This is a genomic window from Chitinophaga sp., assembly GCF_035538455.1.
Classification (GTDB): domain Bacteria; phylum Bacteroidota; class Bacteroidia; order Chitinophagales; family Chitinophagaceae; genus Chitinophaga.
In genome coordinates, this window is record NZ_DATLKJ010000165.1 from 1 (window position 1) to 22,883 (window position 22,883).

The 22,883-nt window shown below is 47.4% G+C and carries 4 protein-coding genes; all 4 read right to left on the bottom strand.

Features of this window, described 5'->3' with window-relative positions:
• Nucleotides 1-198, bottom strand: a 198-nt coding sequence (locus VM802_RS32395; RefSeq protein WP_414647108.1) for an AMP-binding protein, incomplete at its 3' end; no start/stop codon positions are given.
• A 5-nt stretch (nucleotides 199-203) separates the two neighbouring features.
• The gene (locus VM802_RS20040) at nucleotides 204-8,564 is read right to left on the bottom strand and encodes a non-ribosomal peptide synthetase (protein ID WP_325533845.1); all 8,361 of its coding nucleotides are present in this window, start codon (nucleotides 8,562-8,564) and stop codon (nucleotides 204-206) included.
• Nucleotides 8,565-8,603: 39 nt separating this feature from the next.
• Complete coding sequence (locus VM802_RS20045) at nucleotides 8,604-15,194, bottom strand: non-ribosomal peptide synthetase (protein ID WP_325533847.1); 6,591 nt, start codon at nucleotides 15,192-15,194, stop codon at nucleotides 8,604-8,606.
• Nucleotides 15,195-15,229: 35 nt separating this feature from the next.
• A complete protein-coding gene (locus VM802_RS20050) occupies nucleotides 15,230-22,876 on the bottom strand; it encodes a non-ribosomal peptide synthetase (protein WP_325533849.1) in 7,647 nt (2,548 codons plus the stop codon).
• Nucleotides 22,877-22,883 lie beyond the last annotated feature (7 nt).

A 22,883-nucleotide genomic window follows, 5' to 3' on the forward strand; every position in this document is an offset into this window, starting at 1 on the left:
GGCAAACATCTGCCAGACAGATATATCAAAAGTGTAAGAAGCAGTAAATGCCAGCACCGTATCCTGGTCTATATCCAGGTCGTTTATCTTCGCATATAAATGGTTCAGCATGCCGCCATGCTCCACCATCACCCCCTTAGGATGCCCCGTAGAACCGGAGGTATAAATCACATAAGCCAGATCCCGCGGAGACGGTATGTTTACTAACGTATCGCTTCAACGAAAGGTGATTCCACTACATCTTCTACTACGACGATATCCACGCCCGGAATTGTTGGTACCTTATCCTTACCATAGCGACTGCTCACCAGTATGCTGGCTTTACAATCTTCCACTATATAGGCCATGCGTGCCGCAGGATAAGTAGGGTCTACCGGCACATAAGCGCCACCTGCTTTCAGAATACCCAGCAGCGCCACCAGCATCCACGGGGAACGTTCTGTGCAGACAGGCACCAGCTGATCTGCTTTCACGCCTTTATCTACCAGGTAATGCGCCAGCTGATCCGACTGCCTGTCCAGCTCCCGGTAACTTAGCGGGTTGCCTTCAAACCAAACGGCTACCGCATCCGGCTTACGGAAGGCCTGCATGCCGAACAATGCCGGCAAGGTTTTATCATGCGGATAGAAAAAGACGGTATCGTTGAATGTAGTCAGTAATTTATGTTCTTCCTCCGGGCTTAGCATCGTAAATGCACTGATATTTGCACCAGGTGTCTGTACAATGGCCTGCAATAACTGTACAAAATGCCCCATCATCCGCGATATAGTATCCCTGCTGAACAGATCTGCACAATATTCAACATGTCCGCTTAATCCGTCTTCCAGTTCAACAAAGGATACACCCATATCAAATAACGTAGTGATGTGCTCCACATGATCGGAGGATAACTGCAGATCTTTGAGATCTATGCCAGGTGCGTCTGGTGTATTAAAGAGTTCGAACATCACCTGGAATAAGGAAGTTCTGCTCATATCCCTGTCTTTCTCCACTACCTCTACAATTCTCTCAAAAGGTATTTCCTGGTGATCGTAGGCTTCCAGCGTAGTCTGTTTCACTTGCTTCAACAAGGCCGTAAAAGCAGGATCGTTGCCTACATCTGTACGTAAGGCCAATGTGTTGATAAAGAAGCCTATCAGCCCCTCTAATTCCGACTGCGAACGGCCAGCGATAGAAGTACCTACACAGATATCTTCCTGGCCACTGTACCGGTATAACAATATATTAAAAGCAGTCAGCAAGGTCATAAAAAGGGTGGTATCCTGCTGGCGGGACAATGCCTGCAGCTGATCCGCTAATTCGCGGCTAAGCATGAAATTATAACCGGCACCACGGGTACTTTGAAAAACGGGGCGCGCATAGTCAGTCGGCAACTGTAAGGCTGCAATATCCGTCAGCTTATTTTTCCAGTAACCAAGTTTTTGCGCCAGTATTTCTGCCGACAAATATTCGCGCTGCCAGATAGCATAGTCGGTGTACTGAATAGACAGTGCGGGCAGTTGAGCCGGACGATTGTCCACGCCGGCGCTATACAATTCAGCCAGCTCTCTCACAATAATGCTTTTCGACCATGCATCAGACGCAATATGGTGCATGGTTACCACCAATACATATTCTTCTGGTGTGAGCACTATTAAATGCGCGCGCAGCATGTGATCCTGCGAGAGATCAAACGGCATATCTATTAACGATCTTGTGAAATCCTGTAAGGCGGCAGGATCATCTTTATATACCGGGTTATTTACTACAGAGAGTTCCCACAGATTTTTATCTTGTGTGCGCTGGTAAGCAATACCATCCTGCTGTACCATCACGGTTCGCAACACATCGTGGCGATTCACTATTTCCTGCAACGCATTTGCCAGCGCTTCACGGTTTAGTTGCCCGCTTAAACGCAGTACATGTGGCACATGATACTGTACGCTACCCGTCAGCTGGTCAATAAACCACAGACGTTCCTGGCTATACGATAGTGGAATCCGGTCGGGACGTGGGTTATAGCGCCTGATAACCGACAGTACCGGCCGGTCTGAAGTTTGATCCAGGTGTGCTGATAGCGTTGCGATGGTGGGATAATCGAAGATGTCTCCTATGGATACTTCTACCTGCAATGTTTTGCGGATAGCCGATACCAGGCGGATAGCCAGTAAGGAATGGCCTCCTAATGCAAAGAAATTATCCTGCCTGCCTACCTGTTCCATTTCCAGCAACGAACACCAGATATCCGCCAGCTGTTGTTCTCTTACACTTTCGGGTGCGCCATTGTCCAGCCCTCCGCCATCAGTTACCGGAGCCCGCAGTGCTTTCCTGTCAATTTTCCCGTTGGCCAGTAGCGGAAATTCGTCCATCACCACCAATGCCGCAGGGATCATGTAATCAGGTAACCGCTCCTGCAAATACGCTTCCACAGCGTTGCGATTATAACCGGCGGTGGTTACCACATAGCCCGTCAACCTTTGAAGCCCTCCTTCTTCTCCCTGGTACACGACCACTCCCTGTAATACACCAGGGCTATCTTCCAGCACGCGGGCTATCTCTTCCAGCTCTACGCGGTAGCCACGGATCTTTAACTGATCGTCCCTTCTGCCGATGAACATGATATTGCCATCCGGCAGATATTTAACGATATCTCCTGTACGGTAAAGGCGGCCTCCGGAATTAAATGGATCTGCGATGAACCGCTCAGATGTTAACTCCGCATTATTCAGATAACCACGCCCCACTCCATCCCCTCCGATATATAGCTCTCCCGGAATACCTACCGGGCAACGTTGTAACCGGTCACTCAGCACATAAGCCTGGCTGTTGGAGAAGGGCCGTCCAATAGGGATATACTGATCATATTCCCGTTCTCTTTCTACTATATGCAATAACTTTCCTATAGTCGTTTCCGTTGGGCCATAGTGATTAACCACCATACAGTTGCTGCCGGAAGAAAATATACGGGCAGTGACGCCAGCATCCAGCACTTCCCCTCCAAAAATCAGCAGCTTTGCCGGCAGCAGCAGATCTCCGGTAGAAGACAAGGCCTTCCAATGCGAGGGAACAATCTTTAAGCAGTCAATCACATGCGCGGAAAAATAGGCCTGTAACGTTTCACTATCATTGATCATCTCGCGGGTAAACAAATGCAGGCTACCTCCGCTTGTTAATGCATGATATAATATAGTGTTACCTAAATCTGTAGATATGCCTGCCAGCAAGGCGAATGATTGACATCCGGATATGGGCAGCGCTGCTTCCAGGCCAGATAAATAATCCAGCAGGTTGCCGTGGGAGATCATTACCCCTTTAGGATTACCGGTGCTACCGGAAGTATAGATCACATAAGCAAGATCAGCTGCCTCCACTGCCGCAGCCACGCTGGTAACAGGGTAACGGCTGAGCGTATCCTTGTCTTCATCCAATGCAACGATGCGCATCCCCTCGCCGGTTCCAAACAATCCCCGGCAGGTTGCGCTGCTGACAACAACCTTCGCCCTGGTATCCGCCAGCATATAACCGATACGCTGCGGATAATCAGGATCAACAGGTACATAAGCCCCTCCTGCTTTCAGGATACCCAGCAATCCCACTATCATCTCTATTGAACGTTCTATACACAATGGTACCAGTGTACCCGTTTTAACACCCAGGTTGCGCAGGTGATGCGCCAGTTGATTGGATTGTTCTTCCAGTTCGTGATAACGCAGCGTGGATGATTCAAAAACCAGTGCTGTGGCCGATGGGGTGCGGCGTGCCTGTGCGGAAAACAAATCAGCGATGTTGTCGCCGGCTACCGCACGTGTCACTGTCACGCCGTTACCTGATATTTCCTGCAACCGGCCGACTTCCGTTGCTGACAACATAGACAACAGACTTATTTCTGCTGCCGGGTTCTCTACAACAGACAACAACAGTTGCTCAAAATGTTTTGCCATTCCGGCAATCGTTTCAGCGCGGAATAAATCATTGCGGTAAGTAATTCCGATCTGTAAACCGTCTTCACTTTCAACTATCGAGAAGTTAATGTCAAATTTGGCGGTGGTGTGCTCCGTCGTATCTCCGGATAGTATAACGTTACCCAAACGAAGTTCCGGTGTATCAGCACCCTGCTGCATTACAAACATTACCCGGAACAAGGGATTTCTATCTGTTCCTCTTTCCTTTACTACTGTTTCCACCACTTTCTCAAATGGTGCATCCGCATGATCATATGCATCGAGGGTAGTTATTTTCACCTGCTGTAACAGGGATACAAAAGTGGAATCCCCTTGCAGATGGCTGCGCAGCGCCAGGGTATTGACAAAAAAGCCAATCAATCCGTCCAGCACTTGTTGCGGCCGAACCGCCGTAGAGCAACCCACACAAATATCATCCTGCCCGGTATACCTATACAGTAATACCTTGAAAACCGTCAGCAGCGTCATAAACAAAGTAGTCCCCTGCTGATTCGATAACTCCTGCAGTTGCCCGGATAAATGACTATCAATACCAAATGTAATCTTCCCTGCATCCATGCTTTGCAGCGGGGGTTGCCTGAAATCAACCGGCAAGGCTAACACTTTTACTCCCGTCAGCTTTTCTTTCCAGTAATCCAGCTTCCTTTCCAGCACCTCCCCGGATAAATGGGTCCGTTGCCAGATAGCATAATCCACATACTGAACGGGCAGTGGCGCCAGCTGTAAAGGACGCCCTGCCGTATATGCCTCATATAACGCTACCAGTTCCTGTACAATAATACTTATTGACCAGGCATCTGCAGCGATATGATGCAGGGTTATCACGAGTTGGTATTTATTCTCATCCAGTACGATCAAATGCCCTCTCAACATATGATCTGCAGAGAGGTCGAACGGTGTGTTGATCAATGTTCTGACATAATCCTGCAAGGCTGCCTCATTGGTTTTGTATACCAACTCATCTATTACAGGTAATTTCCATAAGTCCTTATCCAACACACGCTGACAAGCGATTCCATCCTCCTGTTCAATTACGGTGCGTAATACTTCATGCCGGTTTATGATCGTTTGTAAAGCGCGTGACAGCGCAGCTATATCCAGGTTACCCTCCAACCGCAACAATGCAGGTATGTGATATTGTACACTACCCTCCATCTGATCAATAAACCATAAACGCTCCTGGCTATACGATAATGGAATATGTGCCGGCCTCACGACGGGTACAACAGGTGGTAACGCCGCGTTATTATGTTGTGCCTTCAGGTAGGCAGATAATCCGGCTATGGTAGGATGCAGGAATAAGTTTTTCATAGATACTACCGTATCCAGTTCTTTATGCATCACAGACATTAAACGCATTACCAACAGTGAGTGTCCGCCCAATTTAAAGAAACTATCGTGTATACCTACCTGTGATACTCCCAGCAAATCCTGCCAGATTTGCGCCAACTGCTGCTCGGTTTTATCACGCGGCGCTACGTACCCGTTCTTGTGTTGTACTTCGCCATTGGGTTGTGGTAACGCCTTTTTGTCAATTTTACCATTGGCTGTAAGCGGGAATTCCGGTAACGCAACAATGAAGGACGGAATCATATGTGCAGGCAGCTTACTTTCCAGGTAAGCATATATTTCTTCTATATCCAACACGCCATCAGGCACGATATATCCTGTTAACCGGTTGTAGACCTGTTGATCACGACCTTGTTCGCTGCCTGCCACTACTACTGCCTGTTTTGCCAAAGGAGACTGTTCCAATACCAACGCTATCTCAGCCGGCTCTATCCTGTAACCACGGATTTTTACCTGTTCATCCTTGCGGCCAAGAAATACAATGGTACCATCGGGCAGCCATTTCCCGATATCTCCGGTTGCATACATTTTTGCACCGGTGTTATTGCTGAAGGTATCTTCTATAAATTTTTCCGCATTTAAATCCGGACGATTTAAATACCCGCGCGTAACGCCTTCACCTCCAATGTGAATTTCGCCGGCCACTCCTATAGGAGCCAGCGCCCCATGCGCGTCCAGTATATAAACCTGTACGTTGGGTAATGGCGCACCAATGGGCAGGGCAGACAAATGATGCAAGCTATCCGGTACATAACGGTAAACAGTAGCAGATATCGTCGTTTCTGTAGGTCCGTAGATATTATAAAAGTCAACGAAACGGCTCCACTTCTCCGCCAGCGCAACCTGACACTGTTCGCCACCGGAAATGACCCTTTTCAGCCCATTATAGCGGCCTGGTGTTACATGTACCAGGAATCCGTTAGTAGCTTCCAGATGAGTAATCTGCTGCTCACTCAGCAACTGTTCAAACAAATGAATATCCAGCAGTATCTCCCTGGTGACTAAAACCAGCGCTGCGCCATTCAGCAACGCGAAAAATATTTGTTCTATGGCCGCATCAAAGCTGCTGTTCGAGAGCAACAATACCCTTTCTTCCTTTTTAATATTGTAAGCCCTGCTCTGGCAATATATAAGGTTAACGAGTGAACGATGCACTGCCTGTACCCCTTTGGGTTGTCCGGTAGACCCGGAAGTATAGATCACATATGCCAGATGTTCAGCAGATGGCCTGGTAGCCAACGCTGTGGCAGGATACGAATCGACACAGCTCCAGCCTCCATCAGCGGGAATGATCTCCGCCAGGGGAGCTGCTGCCTTTAATGCCGGAACCAGGGTGTCATTACTTAATATAATATTTGCGCCGGTATCTGCGATTATATAACCTATTCTTTCAGCAGGATATTCCGGATCGATGGGTACATAAATACCGCCGGCTTTCATGATACCTAATATCCCTACTATCATTTCCAACGATGGTGTCATGCAAACCGCTACCGGTATCTCAGGGACAATGCCTTTGCCGCGCAGGTAGTGCGCCAGCTGCGTTGATCTTACATCCAGTTCACCGTACGTGAGCGAGGACGTTCCCCATAGTACTGCTGTGGCGCCGGGTGTAGCTATAGCCTGTGATGTGAATAAATCCGCAACAGTTTTTTCTTTCGGGAAAATAGTGGCTGTATCATTAAAAGTTATTTGTAACTGCTGCGCTTCATCAGCTGTAAGCAGTGTAAGGCTACCTATCTGTGAATGCGGGGCCGCTGCTACAGATCGCAACAGCTGTTTAAAATGAGTAGTCATGCGGACTATCGTTTCCCTGCTGAACAGGTCAACATTATATACAATACTTCCGCTTAATCCGGCCGCCGTTTCCAGCATGGAAAGAGATAAATCCAGCTGCGCCGTGACGCGCTCTACTTCTACCGGCAATAACTCCACTTCTCCCAAACGAAGCGCCGGTACCGGCGGGGTATTCTGCAGCGAGAACACCACCTGGAATAATGGATGCCGGTCCATATCGCGTTCCTTCACTACTGCCTCCACTATTTTTTCAAAAGGCACCTCCTGGTGATCATAAGCGGCTAAAGTGGTTTCCTTTACCTGTTGCAACAAAGAGATAAAGGAAGGTTGATTACCCAGATCGCTGCGCAATGCCAGTGTGTTGATAAAAATGCCAACGAGGCCTTCCAGCTCCTGTCTGTTCCGGCCAGCTATGGGGCTGCCAATACAGCTATCCTCCTGGCCGGTATAGCGATACAGTAATACTTTAAACGCAGCCAGCAAAGTCATAAACAGTGTAGCGCCCTGTTGATGCGATAGCTGTCGCAACAGGTCTGATAATTCCTTGTCAAGGTCAAACGATACTGTAGCTCCCTGGTTACGCTGTACAGCAGGACGCACATAATCTGTGGGCAATTGCAAAGTAGTTACTCCCGCCAGTTTATGCTCCCAATATTCAAGTGTTGTCTTCAGCTTTGGCGCTGATAAGTAGTCACGCTGCCAGATTGCATAATCTGCGTACTGGATATCCAACGGGGGTAACACAGCGGTATGGCCTGTGATATAAGCATTGTACAATGCTCCCAACTCACGGACGATAATACCCATAGACCAACCGTCGGCAGCAATGTGGTGCATAGTTGCTACCAGTATATGTTCCGCTTCTCCAATCCGGATTAAATGTGCGCGCAGCATATGATGCGCGGATAAATCAAAGGGAATGGAAATCAGTGACCGGATCAATGATTGTAATGCTGCTTCATCCGTATAATAGGTCTCTTCGTCTATGCGTGTCAGTTGCCAGTTATCTTTTTCCTGTATGCGCTGATAAGCTGCACCAGCTGTGGTATCTACTACTGTGCGCAGTACTTCGTGCCGGTTTACGATGGCTTGCAGCGACCAGGTAAGTGCTTCTACATTCAGCTGCCCGTTTAGTCTTAATACGGCCGGGATATGGTAATGAGCGGAGCCTTCCAGCTGATCTATAAACCACAACCGTTCCTGGCTATATGACAACGGAATATTTATCAATCCGTTTCTGGGAAATGCAGTTATACTTTTATCCGCAGCAATTTCCTGTTCACTTTGTCCGACCTCATGCAGATAGGCTATTAATTGGGTTTTATTATGTTTCAGTTCGTACAGAAAGGAGCTGTCAATTTCTTTTTCCTCATCCAGCTGTACAATCAATTCACCATTATCAATAGTTATTCTGATTCCGTTCTCGTTGGCCTTTTCCAATAGCGCGATAGTTGCCGTTAATTTATCCTGAGACATGTTTAAGGGTTTAATGAAGATAGAAATGAAGGTTTCCGGTTATAGTTTAATGGTCTTGACATTTTTGTGGCTAACAGTAGCTGCATGCTGAATAGCGCTGATATGTCTTGCCAGTGATTCAATTGTTGCAAGCTGAAAGAATAGTTTAACGGATATTTTTATATCGAAGGTCTTGCGTATGGCAGCGATTAAACGAAGTGCCATCAGTGAATGGCCTCCCAGCTCAAAGAAATTATCGTATATGCCAGCCTGTGATATTCCCAACAGCCCAGTCCAGATACCTGCCAATGTGTTTTCAATGGGCGTACGTGGAGCCACATAAGCTTGTGTAGATAATATCGCGCTGTCTGGCGCAGGTAATGCGTTTTTGTTAACTTTACCATTAGCTGTGAGCGGTAGTTTATCCAGTGGTATTAACAGGCCTGGTATCATATATTCCGGCAACCTGTTCCTGAGATAATCCATGATACCTTTTCTGTCAAAATCACCCACAGGAACAACATAAGCCACCAGTTGCCGGTGCCCGGTATGATTGTCTCCCCTTACCATTGCTACTACCTGCCTGACCAGTTCGCATTGCTGGAGCACATTTTCCACCTCACCCAGTTCAATGCGGTAGCCACGGATCTTTACCTGATCGTCTGCGCGCCCCAGGTATTCAATATTGCCGTCATCCAGCCAACGTGCGATATCTCCGGTTTTATACAACCTGGCATCAGGTGATGTACTGAACAGATCTGGTATAAATTTTTCAAGTGTGCGTTCCGGTTGATTTAAATACCCTCTTGCCACTTGTACCCCGCCGATATACAATTCACCGGCTATTCCCTTTCCACAGAGTCTTTTTTGAGCATCCAGTATGTATAGCTGCGTATTGCTGACCGGTGCGCCAATGGGTGGCAGTAACCTTTCTTCAAAGTCTGTTGCCACTATTTCATAGGAACTTACCACGTGCGCTTCTGTAGGGCCGTAGTAGTTATATAACCGGGTATCAGCCCTATCCATTAATTCCCGGATGTCTTCGCTCAGACGTAATTGTTCTCCTGCCGTAAATATCCCTTCCAGGCTGCGTGGATATAGGTTTGCAGCTTTTGCATACTCACATAGGTTTTTCAGCACCACATAAGGCAGGAATAAATAATTAACATCGTATCGCTCTATCAGACCAAGCATTTCGCTCATATCTCTGCGCTTCCCTTCCCCGATGAGATATACCGTACCACCGAAGCAGAGTGGTAAAAATATCTCCTGGAAACTCGCATCAAAATTCAGGCTCGCGAATTGCAGCACCCGTTTCCCGGAGATATCTCCCAGCTGTTCCTGCTGCCATAGCAAAAGATTTACCAATGCGCCGGCAGGCATCTCCACCCCCTTCGGTTGACCGGTGGTCCCGGAAGTGTAGAGTACATAAGCCAGGGAATTGGCGTCTGGTTTCAGCGGAGTAACATACTCCTGTGTAGTATCAGGCAGCTCCCAATCACTATCTATTTCTATCAGCGCTAAACCGGGATGAGCACTTACTTTCTCCCGGCAGGCGCGGCTGGTGAGTATGATGTGACTGCCGGTATCTGCAATCATATATTGAATACGTGCTGCCGGATACTCAGGGTCCATCGGTACATAAGCACCGCCGGCCTTCAATATGCCTAATATGGCCACAACCATATTCAACGATCTTTCGATACAAACCGGCACCAGCGTGTCTGCACCTACACCTTTCCGGGATAAAAAGTCTGCTAACTGCCCGGCACGTCTGTCTAATGCTTCATAACTCAGTGTTTCGTCTTCAAACACCACTGCTGTTGCAGCCGGTATACGCGCCACCTGTTTAGCAAATAAGTCAGTAATAGTTGTATCAGGATAGGATACCGCGGTAGCATTAAATGTTTTCAGTAATTGTTGTTCCTCATTTGCATTCAGCATCTGCAGAGCGTCTATATTATCTGTGGGCGATGTTGCAATGGAACACAACAACTGCTCAAAGTGAGTCAGTAACCGTATAATCGTCGTTTCTTTAAACAGATCCTTACAGTATTCCACACTTACTTCCAATCCATCCTGTTCTTCGGCGACAAAAAATGTCATATCGAACTTTGAAGTTGAATGTTGTATAGGATCGGCCGAAAGCGCTATATCCGGTAAACGTACCTGCGACAAGCCATTGCTCTTTTTCCATACAAACATTACCTGGAATAAAGGGTTGAGACCAACTTCCCGCTGCTTTACCACTGCCTCCACTATTTTTGCGAAAGGCACTTCCTGATGCGCATATGCATCTAACGTAGTTGCTCTCACCCGTTGTAATAAGGTGATAAATGAAGGATTATTACTCAGGTCATTTCGCAACACCAATGTATTGATAAAGAAACCAATCAACCCTTCCAACTCCTGAAGAACCCTTCCTGAGACCGGGCTTCCCACACAGATATCCGTTTGCCCGCTATAGCGATACAGCAATACCTTGAAAGCCGCCAGCATGGTCATATATAATGTGGCGTACTGTTCCTGGCTCAATTGCCGCAATTGCTGTGTCACCGCCGGATCAATCCTGCGGGAAACGAGGCCGCCACGCATACTCTGCACAGCTGGCCGTGTGTAATCAAGCGGCAGCGATAAAACCGCTGCTCCTTCCAGTTGCTGTTTCCAGTATGCCAGCTGTTGCGCTGCCATAGTGCCAGAAAGGCAATCCTGTTGCCACAATGCATAATCTGTATACTGTACAGGTAATACCGGCAACTGCACAGTATGACCGGTGGTACGGGCTGTATACAGATCCACCAGCTCGCGCACTAAAATATCCTGCGACCATTCATCTGATGCCATATGATGCACTGTTAAAACCAGCAGGTGTTCTGCATCCGTAAGCCGGATCAGATGGGCGCGCAGCATGTGATCTTCTGACAGGTTAAATGGCTGTTGGATCAAATCTGTTATATACGCTTGCAACTCCGGTGAACCCTCTTTAAACAAAGTATCTGTCGCTATTACCAGCTGCCATTGGTTGCTGTCCAGTACCTGCTGACAAGGTTGGCCATCCCTCTCCACGACAACGGTTCGCAACACTTCATGCCGGTTCACTATTTCCTGCAACGCATGCCCCAGTGCCTCACGATTCAATTGTCCGCTTAAACGCAATACATAGGGCACGTGATACTGCACACTGCCTGTCAGCTGGTCAATAAACCACAAACGCTCCTGGCTGTATGATAAGGGGATATGGGCCGGACGCGGCTCATAATGTCTGATGGCAGACAAAACCGGCCGGCCCGAAGTTTGGTCCAGGTATGTCGCCAATGATGCAATCGTAGGATAATCGAAAATATCTCCTATGGACACTTCCATCTGAAGTGTTTTGCGGATAGCCGATACCAGGCGGATAGCCAGCAAAGAATGGCCTCCCAATGTAAAAAAATTATCCAGTCGTCTTACACTGTCCAGCTCCAACAGCGAGCACCAGATAGCGGAGAGTAATTGTTCGGTTACATTCTCCGACGCAATATCATTTGATTCCCGGACTTCTTTCGTGGGGCCGGGTAACGATTTCCGGTCTATCTTACCATTAGAAAGCAACGGAAATTTGTCCAGTACCACTAAATCAGATGGAATCATATAATCCGGTAAATGCTCCTGCAAGTAAGCATTTACAGCACTTATGCTGTAAGTATCCGTAGTCACTACATAACCAGTCAATCGTTGCAGACCACCCTTTTCTCCATGATATAACACAACTCCCTGTAATATACCAGGAGCGCTTTCTATCACCCGTGCTATCTCATCCAGTTCTACACGGTAGCCGCGGATCTTTAACTGATCATCTCTCCTGCCTAAAAACAGGATGTTACCATCCGGTAAGTATTTCACGATATCTCCTGTCCGATAAAGACGCTCATTATTATTAAACGGACCGGTTATAAACCGTTCTGCTGTCAACGCGATATTATTCAGATAGCCAACCCCAACACCATCGCCACCAATATAGAGTTCCCCGGGTATGCCTACCGGGCATAACTGTAAGCGATCACTCAATACATAGACGCGGCTATTAGAAAAGGGTTTGCCAATAGGTATATACTGGTCATATACCCGGCCCCTTTCTACGATATGCAGTAATTTTCCGATTGTCGTTTCTGTGGGTCCATAGTGATTCACCACCATACAGGGATTACCAGAAGAAAATATGCGGGTAACTACATCGGCGTCCAGCACCTCACCGCCAAATATCAGCAGCCTGGCCGGCAGCAGTAAGGTATCAGCGGATAGCGCTTTCCAGTGTGACGGCACTATCTTCAGGCAGTCAATTGAATGCTCAGAAAAATATGCCTGTAATTTTTCACTATCATTAATCGTATCCTTCGTAAACAGGTGCAGGCAGCCCCCACTGGTTAATGCATGATATAGTACCGTATTACCAAGATCCGTGGCAATGCCCGCCAATAAAGCAAATGAATGACAGTCAGCTATTGGCAGGGCCGTCTGTAAACCAGATAAGTAATCAAGCAGGTTACCGTGGGTAATCATCACTCCTTTCGGATTGCCTGTGCTCCCGGATGTATAGATTACATAAGCGAGACCGGATGCGCCTATGGTTGTTGATACAGCCGTAACAGGGTAACGGCAGAGCATATCAGTATCTCCATCCAGCGCAACAATATGATCCACTATACCAGCCTTCACCAATCCCCGGCAGGTATTGCTGCTGACAACCACCCGTGCACCCGTATCTGACAGCACATAGTCAATACGCTGCGGGTAATCGGGATCAACAGGCACATAAGCAGCACCCGCTTTCAGGATACCCAGTAATCCTATGATCATTTCAGGTGACCGCTCTATACACAACACTACCAGCGAACCGGTTGTAACCCCCAGGCGCCGCAGGTGGTGAGCCAATTGATTAGACTGCTCTTCCAGTTCAAGGTAATTCAGTGCAGACGTCTCGAAGACCAAGGCGGTGGCCGATGGCATGCGGGCCACCTGAGCGGAGAACAAATCCGTTACATTATCTTTCGCCGCTGCACGTGGTACCACTACATCTCCGCTGAATACATCCTTTAACAGCGCAGCCTCCTCTGCCGGCAACATAGATAGCAGGCTTATTTCCTGTAACGGATTTTCTACAACAGATAAAACCAGTTGCTCAAAATGCGCTGCCATCCTGGTAATCGTTTCCAGGCGGAATAAATCGTTACGATAGATGATATCAATGTTTAAACCATCCTCATTTTCTGTAACAAAGAAAGTCAAATCAAACCGGGCAGCTACGCGATCAAATGGCAACGCAGTTACGGCCATCTCCCCTAAACGGATTCCCTTTAAGGCAGCCGCATGTTGCATGACAAACATAACCTGGAATAAGGGATTCTGATGTGCGTCTCTGTCTTTCACCACCGTCTCTACTATCTTTCCAAAAGGTGTGTCCTGGTACTCATATGCTTCAACGGTGCTGGCTTTCACCCGCTGCAACAGTGAAATAAAAGTAGGATCTTTACTCAGATCACTACGCAATACCAGCGTATTCACAAAAAAGCCGATCAGATCTTCCAGTTCCTGTTGCTGCCTGCCTGCCAGGGAATAACCGGTACTAATGTCCGTTTGCCCGCTATAACGGAATAACAGTACCTGCACAGCTGTCAGCATGGTCATGAATAGTGTGGTATCCTGTTGGCGGGACAGCTTTTGCAGCTGATCCGCTACATCGCCGGGAAGGTTAACCGATACACTTGCACCATTGTGGTTGCGGGCAGTTGTTACGCTTTCTGTGATGGGCAATTGCAGCAGCAGATTGTCAGATAACTTCTCCTTCCAATAATTCAGTTTTTTCTCCAGCCTTTCTTCTGACAAATGACTTCGCTGCCAGATGGAATAATCCGCATATTGAATGGACAAAGGAGAGAGTTCCGGAGAACACCCCTCTGTATAGGCCTGATACAACAATGCCAATTCGCGTAGGATAATACCAGCAGACCATGCATCTGAAGCAATATGATGCATAGTAACCACGAGGATATGCGTTTCAGTATCCTGCGGGATTAAATGTGCCCGCAACATATGATCTGCAGACAAATTAAACGGTGTGTCAATCAGGCCCTCTATATATTCCCGCAACGCGGCGGTATCAGCTTCGTAATGGTCATCTTCAATGACGGTTAATTGCCATTGATCTTTATCCAGGATACGCTGACCGGCAATACCATCGTTCTGCTCAATCACAGTGCGTAGTATCTCATGCCGGTTCACAATTGTCCGTAAAGCACCCGATAGTGCAGTTCGATCCAATCTACCCTTCAACTGTAGTACAGCTGGTATGTGGTACTGTTTGCTACCCTGCAACTGATCAATAAACCACAAACGTTCCTGGCTATACGATAACGGGATATGCGTTGCTGCTGTTCTTACAGCAGGGGTTACTTTATTGCGTTCCGTTATTGCCGATTTATTTTGTTTTTCCTGTTGCAAGTATTTGATCAGGTGCGCCTTATTATGCTTTAACTCATGTAACAAGGCGCCATCAATACTTTTCTCTTCACGCACTTTTACTACCAGCTCATCCTCGTGGAGAGATATTTTCACACCATATTCATTAGCTTTTTCCAATAAAGCTATTATGTCAATTAGTTTACGATCAGACATGTGATTTTTTTTAACGTGATAGAGGGAGCCACCGCTTATAATTGAATAGTTTTAAAGCCATCATCAGATATACTATCTGGCTGATTAACACTTATATATCTTGACAAGCCTTCAATTGTAGCCAGCTCAAAGAAGGTGGCCAATGAAATTTCTACCTGCAGTGTTTCACGGACTTTGGAGATCAGGCGTATGCTCAACAACGAGTGGCCACCCAGATCAAAAAAGTTATCGTATATACCTATAGTTGGTTTATGCAATAGTTCCTGCCAGATGGTTACCAGCTTCTCCTCTGTTTCATTACGAGGGGCTACATAGGCATTTTGCATGGATTCTTCCGGATCAGGTAAAGCGCGTCTGTCTATCTTTCCATTAGCGGTCAAGGGTAGTTTGTTTACACCGACAAGCTGAAATGGTATCATATAAGCGGGCAACTTGTTTTGCAGGTATTGTATAATGACTGTTTTCTCAAATGTTCCTTCAGGCACTACATAAGCAACCAGGTATTTGTTGTCCTGGTTGTCTGTTCTAACCACCACGACTCCTTCTTTAACCTCTTCACATTGCTGCAATACATTTTCTATCTCCCCGAGTTCTATGCGGTAGCCACGGATCTTCACCTGATTATCGGCACGACCAATATACTCTACGTTTCCATCAGGGAGCCAGCGGACAATATCTCCGGTTTTATACATCCTGCCTTCGGATATAAAGGGGTCTGTTAAAAAGGCGGCGGCTGTCTGTTCATCGCGGTTCAGATAACCGCGTGCGACCTGTACCCCACCTATAAACAGTTCGCCAGGAATGCCTATAGGTACCGGTTGCTGCCATTTATCCAACACATAAAGACGTGTATTGGCAACGGCACGGCCTATAGGTATAACATCCTGCCAATCATCTGCTGCAAACTGACTGTGATATTCCGCAGCTGTTACTGTGGTTTCGGTGGGGCCGTATTCGTTATAAAAATCTGTATCATCCTTCCATTTCATCGCCAGGTTGCGGCTACAATATTCTCCTCCGGAGATGACCCGTTTTAATCCGTTGTAACGGCCTGGCGTCAATAACTCCAATATACCTGGTGTAGCATGTAAGTGGGTAATCCTTTCCTCATGCAATAACCTTTCCAACGCGTTCATATCAAGACGCACTGACTCATTGATCAGCACCAACGCAGCTCCGTGAAGCAGCGCTAAAAATATTTGTTCTACCGAGGCATCAAAATTGTAATTCGAGTACTGCAGTATTCGTTCTGCAGGAGTAATTCCAAACCTGACTCCCTGGTAAGTAACCAGGTTTACCACACTATGATGTTCTATCAGTACACCTTTGGGCAAACCCGTAGAGCCCGATGTGTAAATTACATATGCCAGATCAGATCCTTGCAATGCCGTGGAGAACGAGCATCTATCCTGACAAACATCACTGCAATGATATATCCGTTCATCATCCGCACAAATGACATGCACTGCATTTCCGGCAAATTTATGTACACTGTTACGACTGCCAACCACTACAGTCGCAGATGTGTCAGCCAGCATATAACGAATACGATCCGCCGGTTCATCAGGATGAATAGGCACGTATGCTGCGCCTGCTTTCAGGACACCCAATATACAGATGATCATCTCTAATGAACGTTCCAGGCAAAGGGGAACCAATGCGCCGTTTGCAACTCCCTGGCGCTGCAGGTAGTGTGCCAGTCGATTTGAGCGTTCGTCCAGCTCACGGTAGGTTAGCGAATCCTTTTCAAATACCAGGGCCGTTGCATCAGGGGTACGCGCCGCCTGTAAACTAAACAACTCCGGCAAAGTCTGACCATGTGGATAGACTACTGCTGCTTCCGGGAGAACACCGGATAGTTCCATCAATTGCGCTGCTTCATTGAAACTGAGCATAGGCAAGGCGCCTATAGGAGATTCCGGCGTTGTAATGATGGATTGTAACAACTGCTCATAATGCTGTACCATGCGCGCAATTGTTTCTTCTCTGAATAATCCTGTGCTGTATGTTACATTACCGGTTAAACCATGAGCAGTTTCCTGAATCGAAAAAGTAATATCAAACTGGGTGGTGGTTTCTTCAATATCCACTTGCTCCAGTTGCAGGTTTTCCAAACGTAACTGAGGGATTTCCGGAACATTCTGCAGTGAGAACAACACGCGGAACAAAGGGGTTGTGCTCATATTCCTTTCTTTAACCACCGTCTCCACTACTTTCTCAAAAGGTACATCCTGGTGTGTGTAGGCATTTAACGTGGTCGTCTTTACCTGCTGCAACAGCGCAACAAAAGAAGGGTTATCCCGCAGATCACTGCGCAGGGCCAGCATGTTCACAAAAAAGCCTACGAGTCCTTCCAGCTCTTGTTGTGACCTGCCAGCCACGGGGCTGCCTACACAAATGTCTTCCTGCCCGGTATAGCGATACAGCAACACCTTGAAAGCTGCCAGTAATGTCATAAAGAGAGTAACTCCCTGCTGGCGGGATAGTGTCTGCAACTGTTCAGACAATACGGCATTCAGCCTGAATTGCCTGCTGGCGCCCTGTGTACGCCTGGCCACCAGGTGTTTGTAATCAACAGGTAGCTGCAACAGGGTAACGCCTTCCAGTTGCGTTTTCCAGTAACTCAATTTATCAGTCAATACATCACCTGATAAATATTGCTGCTGCCAGAGCACATAATCTGCATACTGGATATTCATTGCTGGTAAAGATGCCGCAACACCAGCAGCATAATCACCATACAGCGCTGTCAGCTCACGAACCATGATACCCGCTGACCATCCATCTGATGCAATATGATGCATGGTGACTACCAGTATATGTTCCGATGCTCCTTTTACGAGTAAATGTGCGCGCAACATGTAATCTTCCGACAAATTAAACGGACGCACTATCAAGGATTGAACATAGTTATGTAACAATGCGGCTGTATCTGCCGGTTGTTCTTCAATGACCATTTGCCAACCCGCTGTATCCATTACATGCTGACAGGCAGTGCCATGATGGTGCCGTATTACGGTACGGAGTACTTCATGCCGCTGAATGATGTCACGCAGTGTATTGGCCAGGGCGCCGATGTCCAGGTCTCCCTTTAAGTGTAATACGTATGGTATATGGTATTGTACACTGCCTTCCAGCCGGTCGATAAACCACAAGCGCTCCTGGCTATACGATAATGGGACATGCTCCGGCCGTGTCTGCGCTACAATTGCAGGTAGCGCAGTTCCAGCAGCAAGACGGTCCAGATGAGGCGCCAATACCGAAATGGAAGGATAGTCGAACACATCACCTATAGGCACTTCCAGTGAGAGCCTTTTGCGGATAAGTGAAATCATCCGGATCACGAGTAGTGAATGCCCTCCTATTTCGAAAAAATTATCATTAATACTTACCTCATCCAGTTCCAGCAGTTCCTGCCAGATGGCTGTCAGCGCCCATTCCATCTGACTACGCGGCCCGGCTTCCGTCTGCGCAGCCGTCGCTTCGTATTCCGTAGCTAACAGTACTTTTTTGTCTATTTTCCCATGTACTGTCAGCGGTAGTTCCGGTATGGTTATCAATTGCGCAGGTACCATATATTCCGGAAGCCTGTGTTTTAACCACGAGAATACGTCCGCCCTTTCAAAACCATCGCCAGCTACCACGTAGGCTGTCAGCCGATAACTACCGCTACTATCTTTTTGGGCTAATACCACCGCCTGGCTTACCGTATGATATTCCTGCAATACACTTTCCACTTCACCCGATTCTACGCGGTAACCGCGGATCTTCACCTGGTCATCTGTGCGTCCCAGGTACTCAATGGTACCATCTGCCAGCCAACGCCCTGTATCTCCCGTGCGATACAAGCGCACGGTGTTGTTTTTACCAAATGGAGATACGATAAATTTCTCCGTTGTCAGTTCTGGCAGATGCAGATAACCACGAGCTAATCCTCTACCGCCAATAACGATCTCGCCATATACGCCTACCGGCACTTTATTCATATGGTCATCGAGGATGTACAGCTGTACGTTATCAATGGGTCTGCCAATGGAAATGCCGTTCTGGTTGTCGCCTGTGTATGCGCTGGTATAAAATGAGAAGGTACTGCAACCCACCGTTGCTTCAGTAGGTCCGTATTCATTGATGATCTCCACACTTGCACTGTGCTCCAGGAAGTAGGCCAGATGAGCCGGCAGCAGTGCTTCACCTCCTACCACCAATCGCTTTGTAAATAATTTCCCACCATTTTTTTCTGTAGCTGATGCGAGCAGCGGCAAATGTGCGGGCGTTAATTTGATAAAATCATATGGTGCATACTGTTGAAATAAGCTATCCTCAAATACAGCCACACCAGTACTTTTACCTATTACGACTGTCTTACCGGATAATAACGGCATAAACATGGCGGTCAGAGAAGCGTCAAATGTGTAGGAAAAATGTATAAAGCTGCCGGTTAATCCGCTGTTGTCATCTATATAGGCAGTCTGATTATTCCTGAGGTAGTTCAGCAGGCTTCCGTGTTCGATCATTACACCTTTAGGGCGGCCCGTACTGCCGGAAGTGTAAATAATGTAAGCTAACTGCCTGCTGCCCGGTGTTTCCAGCATTCCGTTTCCGGCAGGCATGTCCGGCAGGGTTGTTTTGTCATCCAGGGTAATCAGCCGTAAGCCGGATGTATGCGATAGTTTCGAGAGGCATGCCTTACTGCTTACTACGATATCCGCAGCCGTATCAGACAGTATATAACTGATCCGCTCCTGTGGATAATCAGGGTCAATGGGAACATAAGCGCCACCAGCCTTCCATATTCCCCATATACCGATAATCATTTCAGCTGAACGTTCCATACAAAGCGGCACCAGTGTCTCTGCCTTCACACCCAGGCTGCGCAGGTAATGCGCCAGGTTGTTGGAACGCTTGTTCAACTCTGCATAACTGATACTGGTATCACCGCATATAATGGCTGTAGCCGACGGATTATCTGCTACCTGTGCTGCAAAATGATGCAGTATTGTTTGTTCCGGATGATGCAGAGAAATTACAGTAGTATCATTAAATGCATCCAGTTGCTGCACTTCTGCTGTAGTGAGCATAGGCAATGCACCTATCCTTGTATCCGGAGATGTTACCACTGCCTGTAACAGCTGTTCAAAGTGAAGCAGTATTCCGTCTATCATTTCTTCGCTAAACAGATCAACTGCATATATCACATCCCCGGTTAAACCATTGGCGTTTTCCTGGATATTAACGGTAATATCAAATTGCGTGGTAACGTGTGGGATATCTAATGGAGAAAGCAGTACGCTACCCAGCCGGAGTGCCGGTATTGCCGGTATATTCTGTAATGAAAACAATACGCGGAACAGGGGATTGCCTTTCACATCCCTGTCTTTTACAACCGCCTCCACTATTTTTTCAAAGGGCACGTCCTGATGTTCGTAAGCCTCCAGGGTGGTCGTTTTCACCTGTTGCAGCAGCGTTGCAAAAGAAGGCTGCCCTGCCAGGTTACTGCGTAATACCAATGTGTTCACAAAGAACCCGATCAAACCTTCGGTCTCTGCTTGTGTTCTGCCAGCGATAGGGCTGCCTACACTGATATCCTCCTCACCACTGTAGCGGTACAACAATACTTTAAAGGCAGTCAGCAATGTCATAAATAAAGTAGCACCCTGCTGCAATGATAGCTGTTGTAATGCATCCGTAAGTTCCCGGTTCAGATGGAAACGTCTGCCAGCTCCTTTATTGCGATGTACTGACGAATGATTGCTATATCCAGGCAGTTGCAGTGTACCGGCATCTTTCAGTTTATTTTCCCAGTAGCTTAATTTTCCGGCCAGCACGTCTCCTGATAAATACTGACGCTGCCATACTGCATAATCTGCATATTGAACGGGTATAGGCGCCAGTGCTGCCGTACTGCCTGTTGCATTGGCTTCATACAATGCTATCAGCTCATTCACTAGTATACTGACAGACCATCCGTCACAAGCAATATGATGCAACACAATCAATAATACATGCTCATTCTCACCGGATACGATCAGCTGCCCTTTCAGCATGTGGTCCTTTTCCAGATTAAATGGCGTTGCAATAAGTGACTGCACATACTCTTTCAGTATGGCGGGCGACTGCCTGTATGCAGGCAGATCCGTTACTGTTAATTGCCACTGATTCTGATCCAGTACATGCTGATAAGCAACGCCCTCCGTTTGTTTTATGACGGTACGCAGCACTTCATGACGATTGACGATTGTCTGCAATGCATTGGATAATGCAGTTATATCCAACGCGCCCTTTAGTGTTAATGCAGCAGATAAATGATACTGCACGCTTCCTTCCAGCTGATCAATAAACCATAAGCGTTCCTGGCTATAGGATAAAGGAATGGCTGCCGGCCGCTGATCTGCTTCAATTGCCGGAAGCAACAAGGCAGGTTTCGTCTCCTGCAGATGTGCTACCAGTTCTGCAATGGTGGGATAATGAAACAGCGATTTTACGGCTACCTCCAGCTGTAATCTCTTTCTGACAACCGCTGCCAAACGCATGGCGAGCAGAGAATGTCCACCCAGCTCAAAGAAGTTATCATTAATACCTACAGGTGACTTATGCAGTAGTTCCTCCCAGATGCCGGCTAACAGGTGTTCTGTCTCATTGCGGGGCGCAACATATACATTTGTCAGCATCAGGGTGTTGCCGGGGTCCGGCAATGCGTTTCTGTCGATTTTCCCGTTGGTTGTTAACGGGAATTTATCCAATGCAACCAGTAACGCCGGCACCATATATACAGGCAACTTCTCCTTCAGGTAAGCAAGGATAGCCTCGATGTCAAATACACCGTTGGGGACAATGTAGCCTACCAGGCGCCAGTCCTGGTTAACAGGATTGTCATTAACAGCTTTTGCTGATACTATCGCCTGATGCACCAACGGGCATGTTTGCAGTACATTTTCCACTTCCTCCAGTTCTATCCTGTAACCATGAATCTTTACCTGGTGATCTATCCTGCCCAGGCATTCAATGTTACCATCAGGCAACCATCTGCCCAGGTCTCCCGTCCGGTAGAGTTTTCCCCCATTCTCACCGAATGGATTGTCCACAAATTTCTCTGCTGTTAATGCAGGCAGATTCAGATATCCACGACCTACTCCTACACCCGACACACAGATTTCTCCCGTTATGCCTACCGGGCATAATTGCAAGTTGCTGTCCAGTACATACACCTGTAGATTTTGTATTGGTTTACCCACCGGTATGTTTGCCCGGTCAGGGCTTTCATACAGAAAATAATGGCAGATATCATCTGAGGCTTCTGTAGGGCCATAGGCGTTGACTACCGGAATCCTGCCGTAGTCCGGGTGGGAAAACCAGCGGGACAGTAATGGCTGACTAACCGCTTCGCCCGTTACCAACAGGTATTTCAGTTGGCTAAGCGGGACATTCGTTTCTTCCTGCAATAGGGATGACAGGTAAGAAGGCACCAATTCCAGTATGGTAACACCATCTGCTTCTATCAATCCAACCAGATAGCCCGGATCGTAGATAAGATCTTCCCGGTAAATAACGCAGCTGCCGCCACACAATAACGAGGCAAACATCTGCCAGACAGATATATCAAAAGTGTAAGAAGCAGTAAATGCCAGCACCGTATCCTGGTCTATATCCAGGTCGTTTATCTTCGCATATAAATGGTTCAGCATGCCGCCA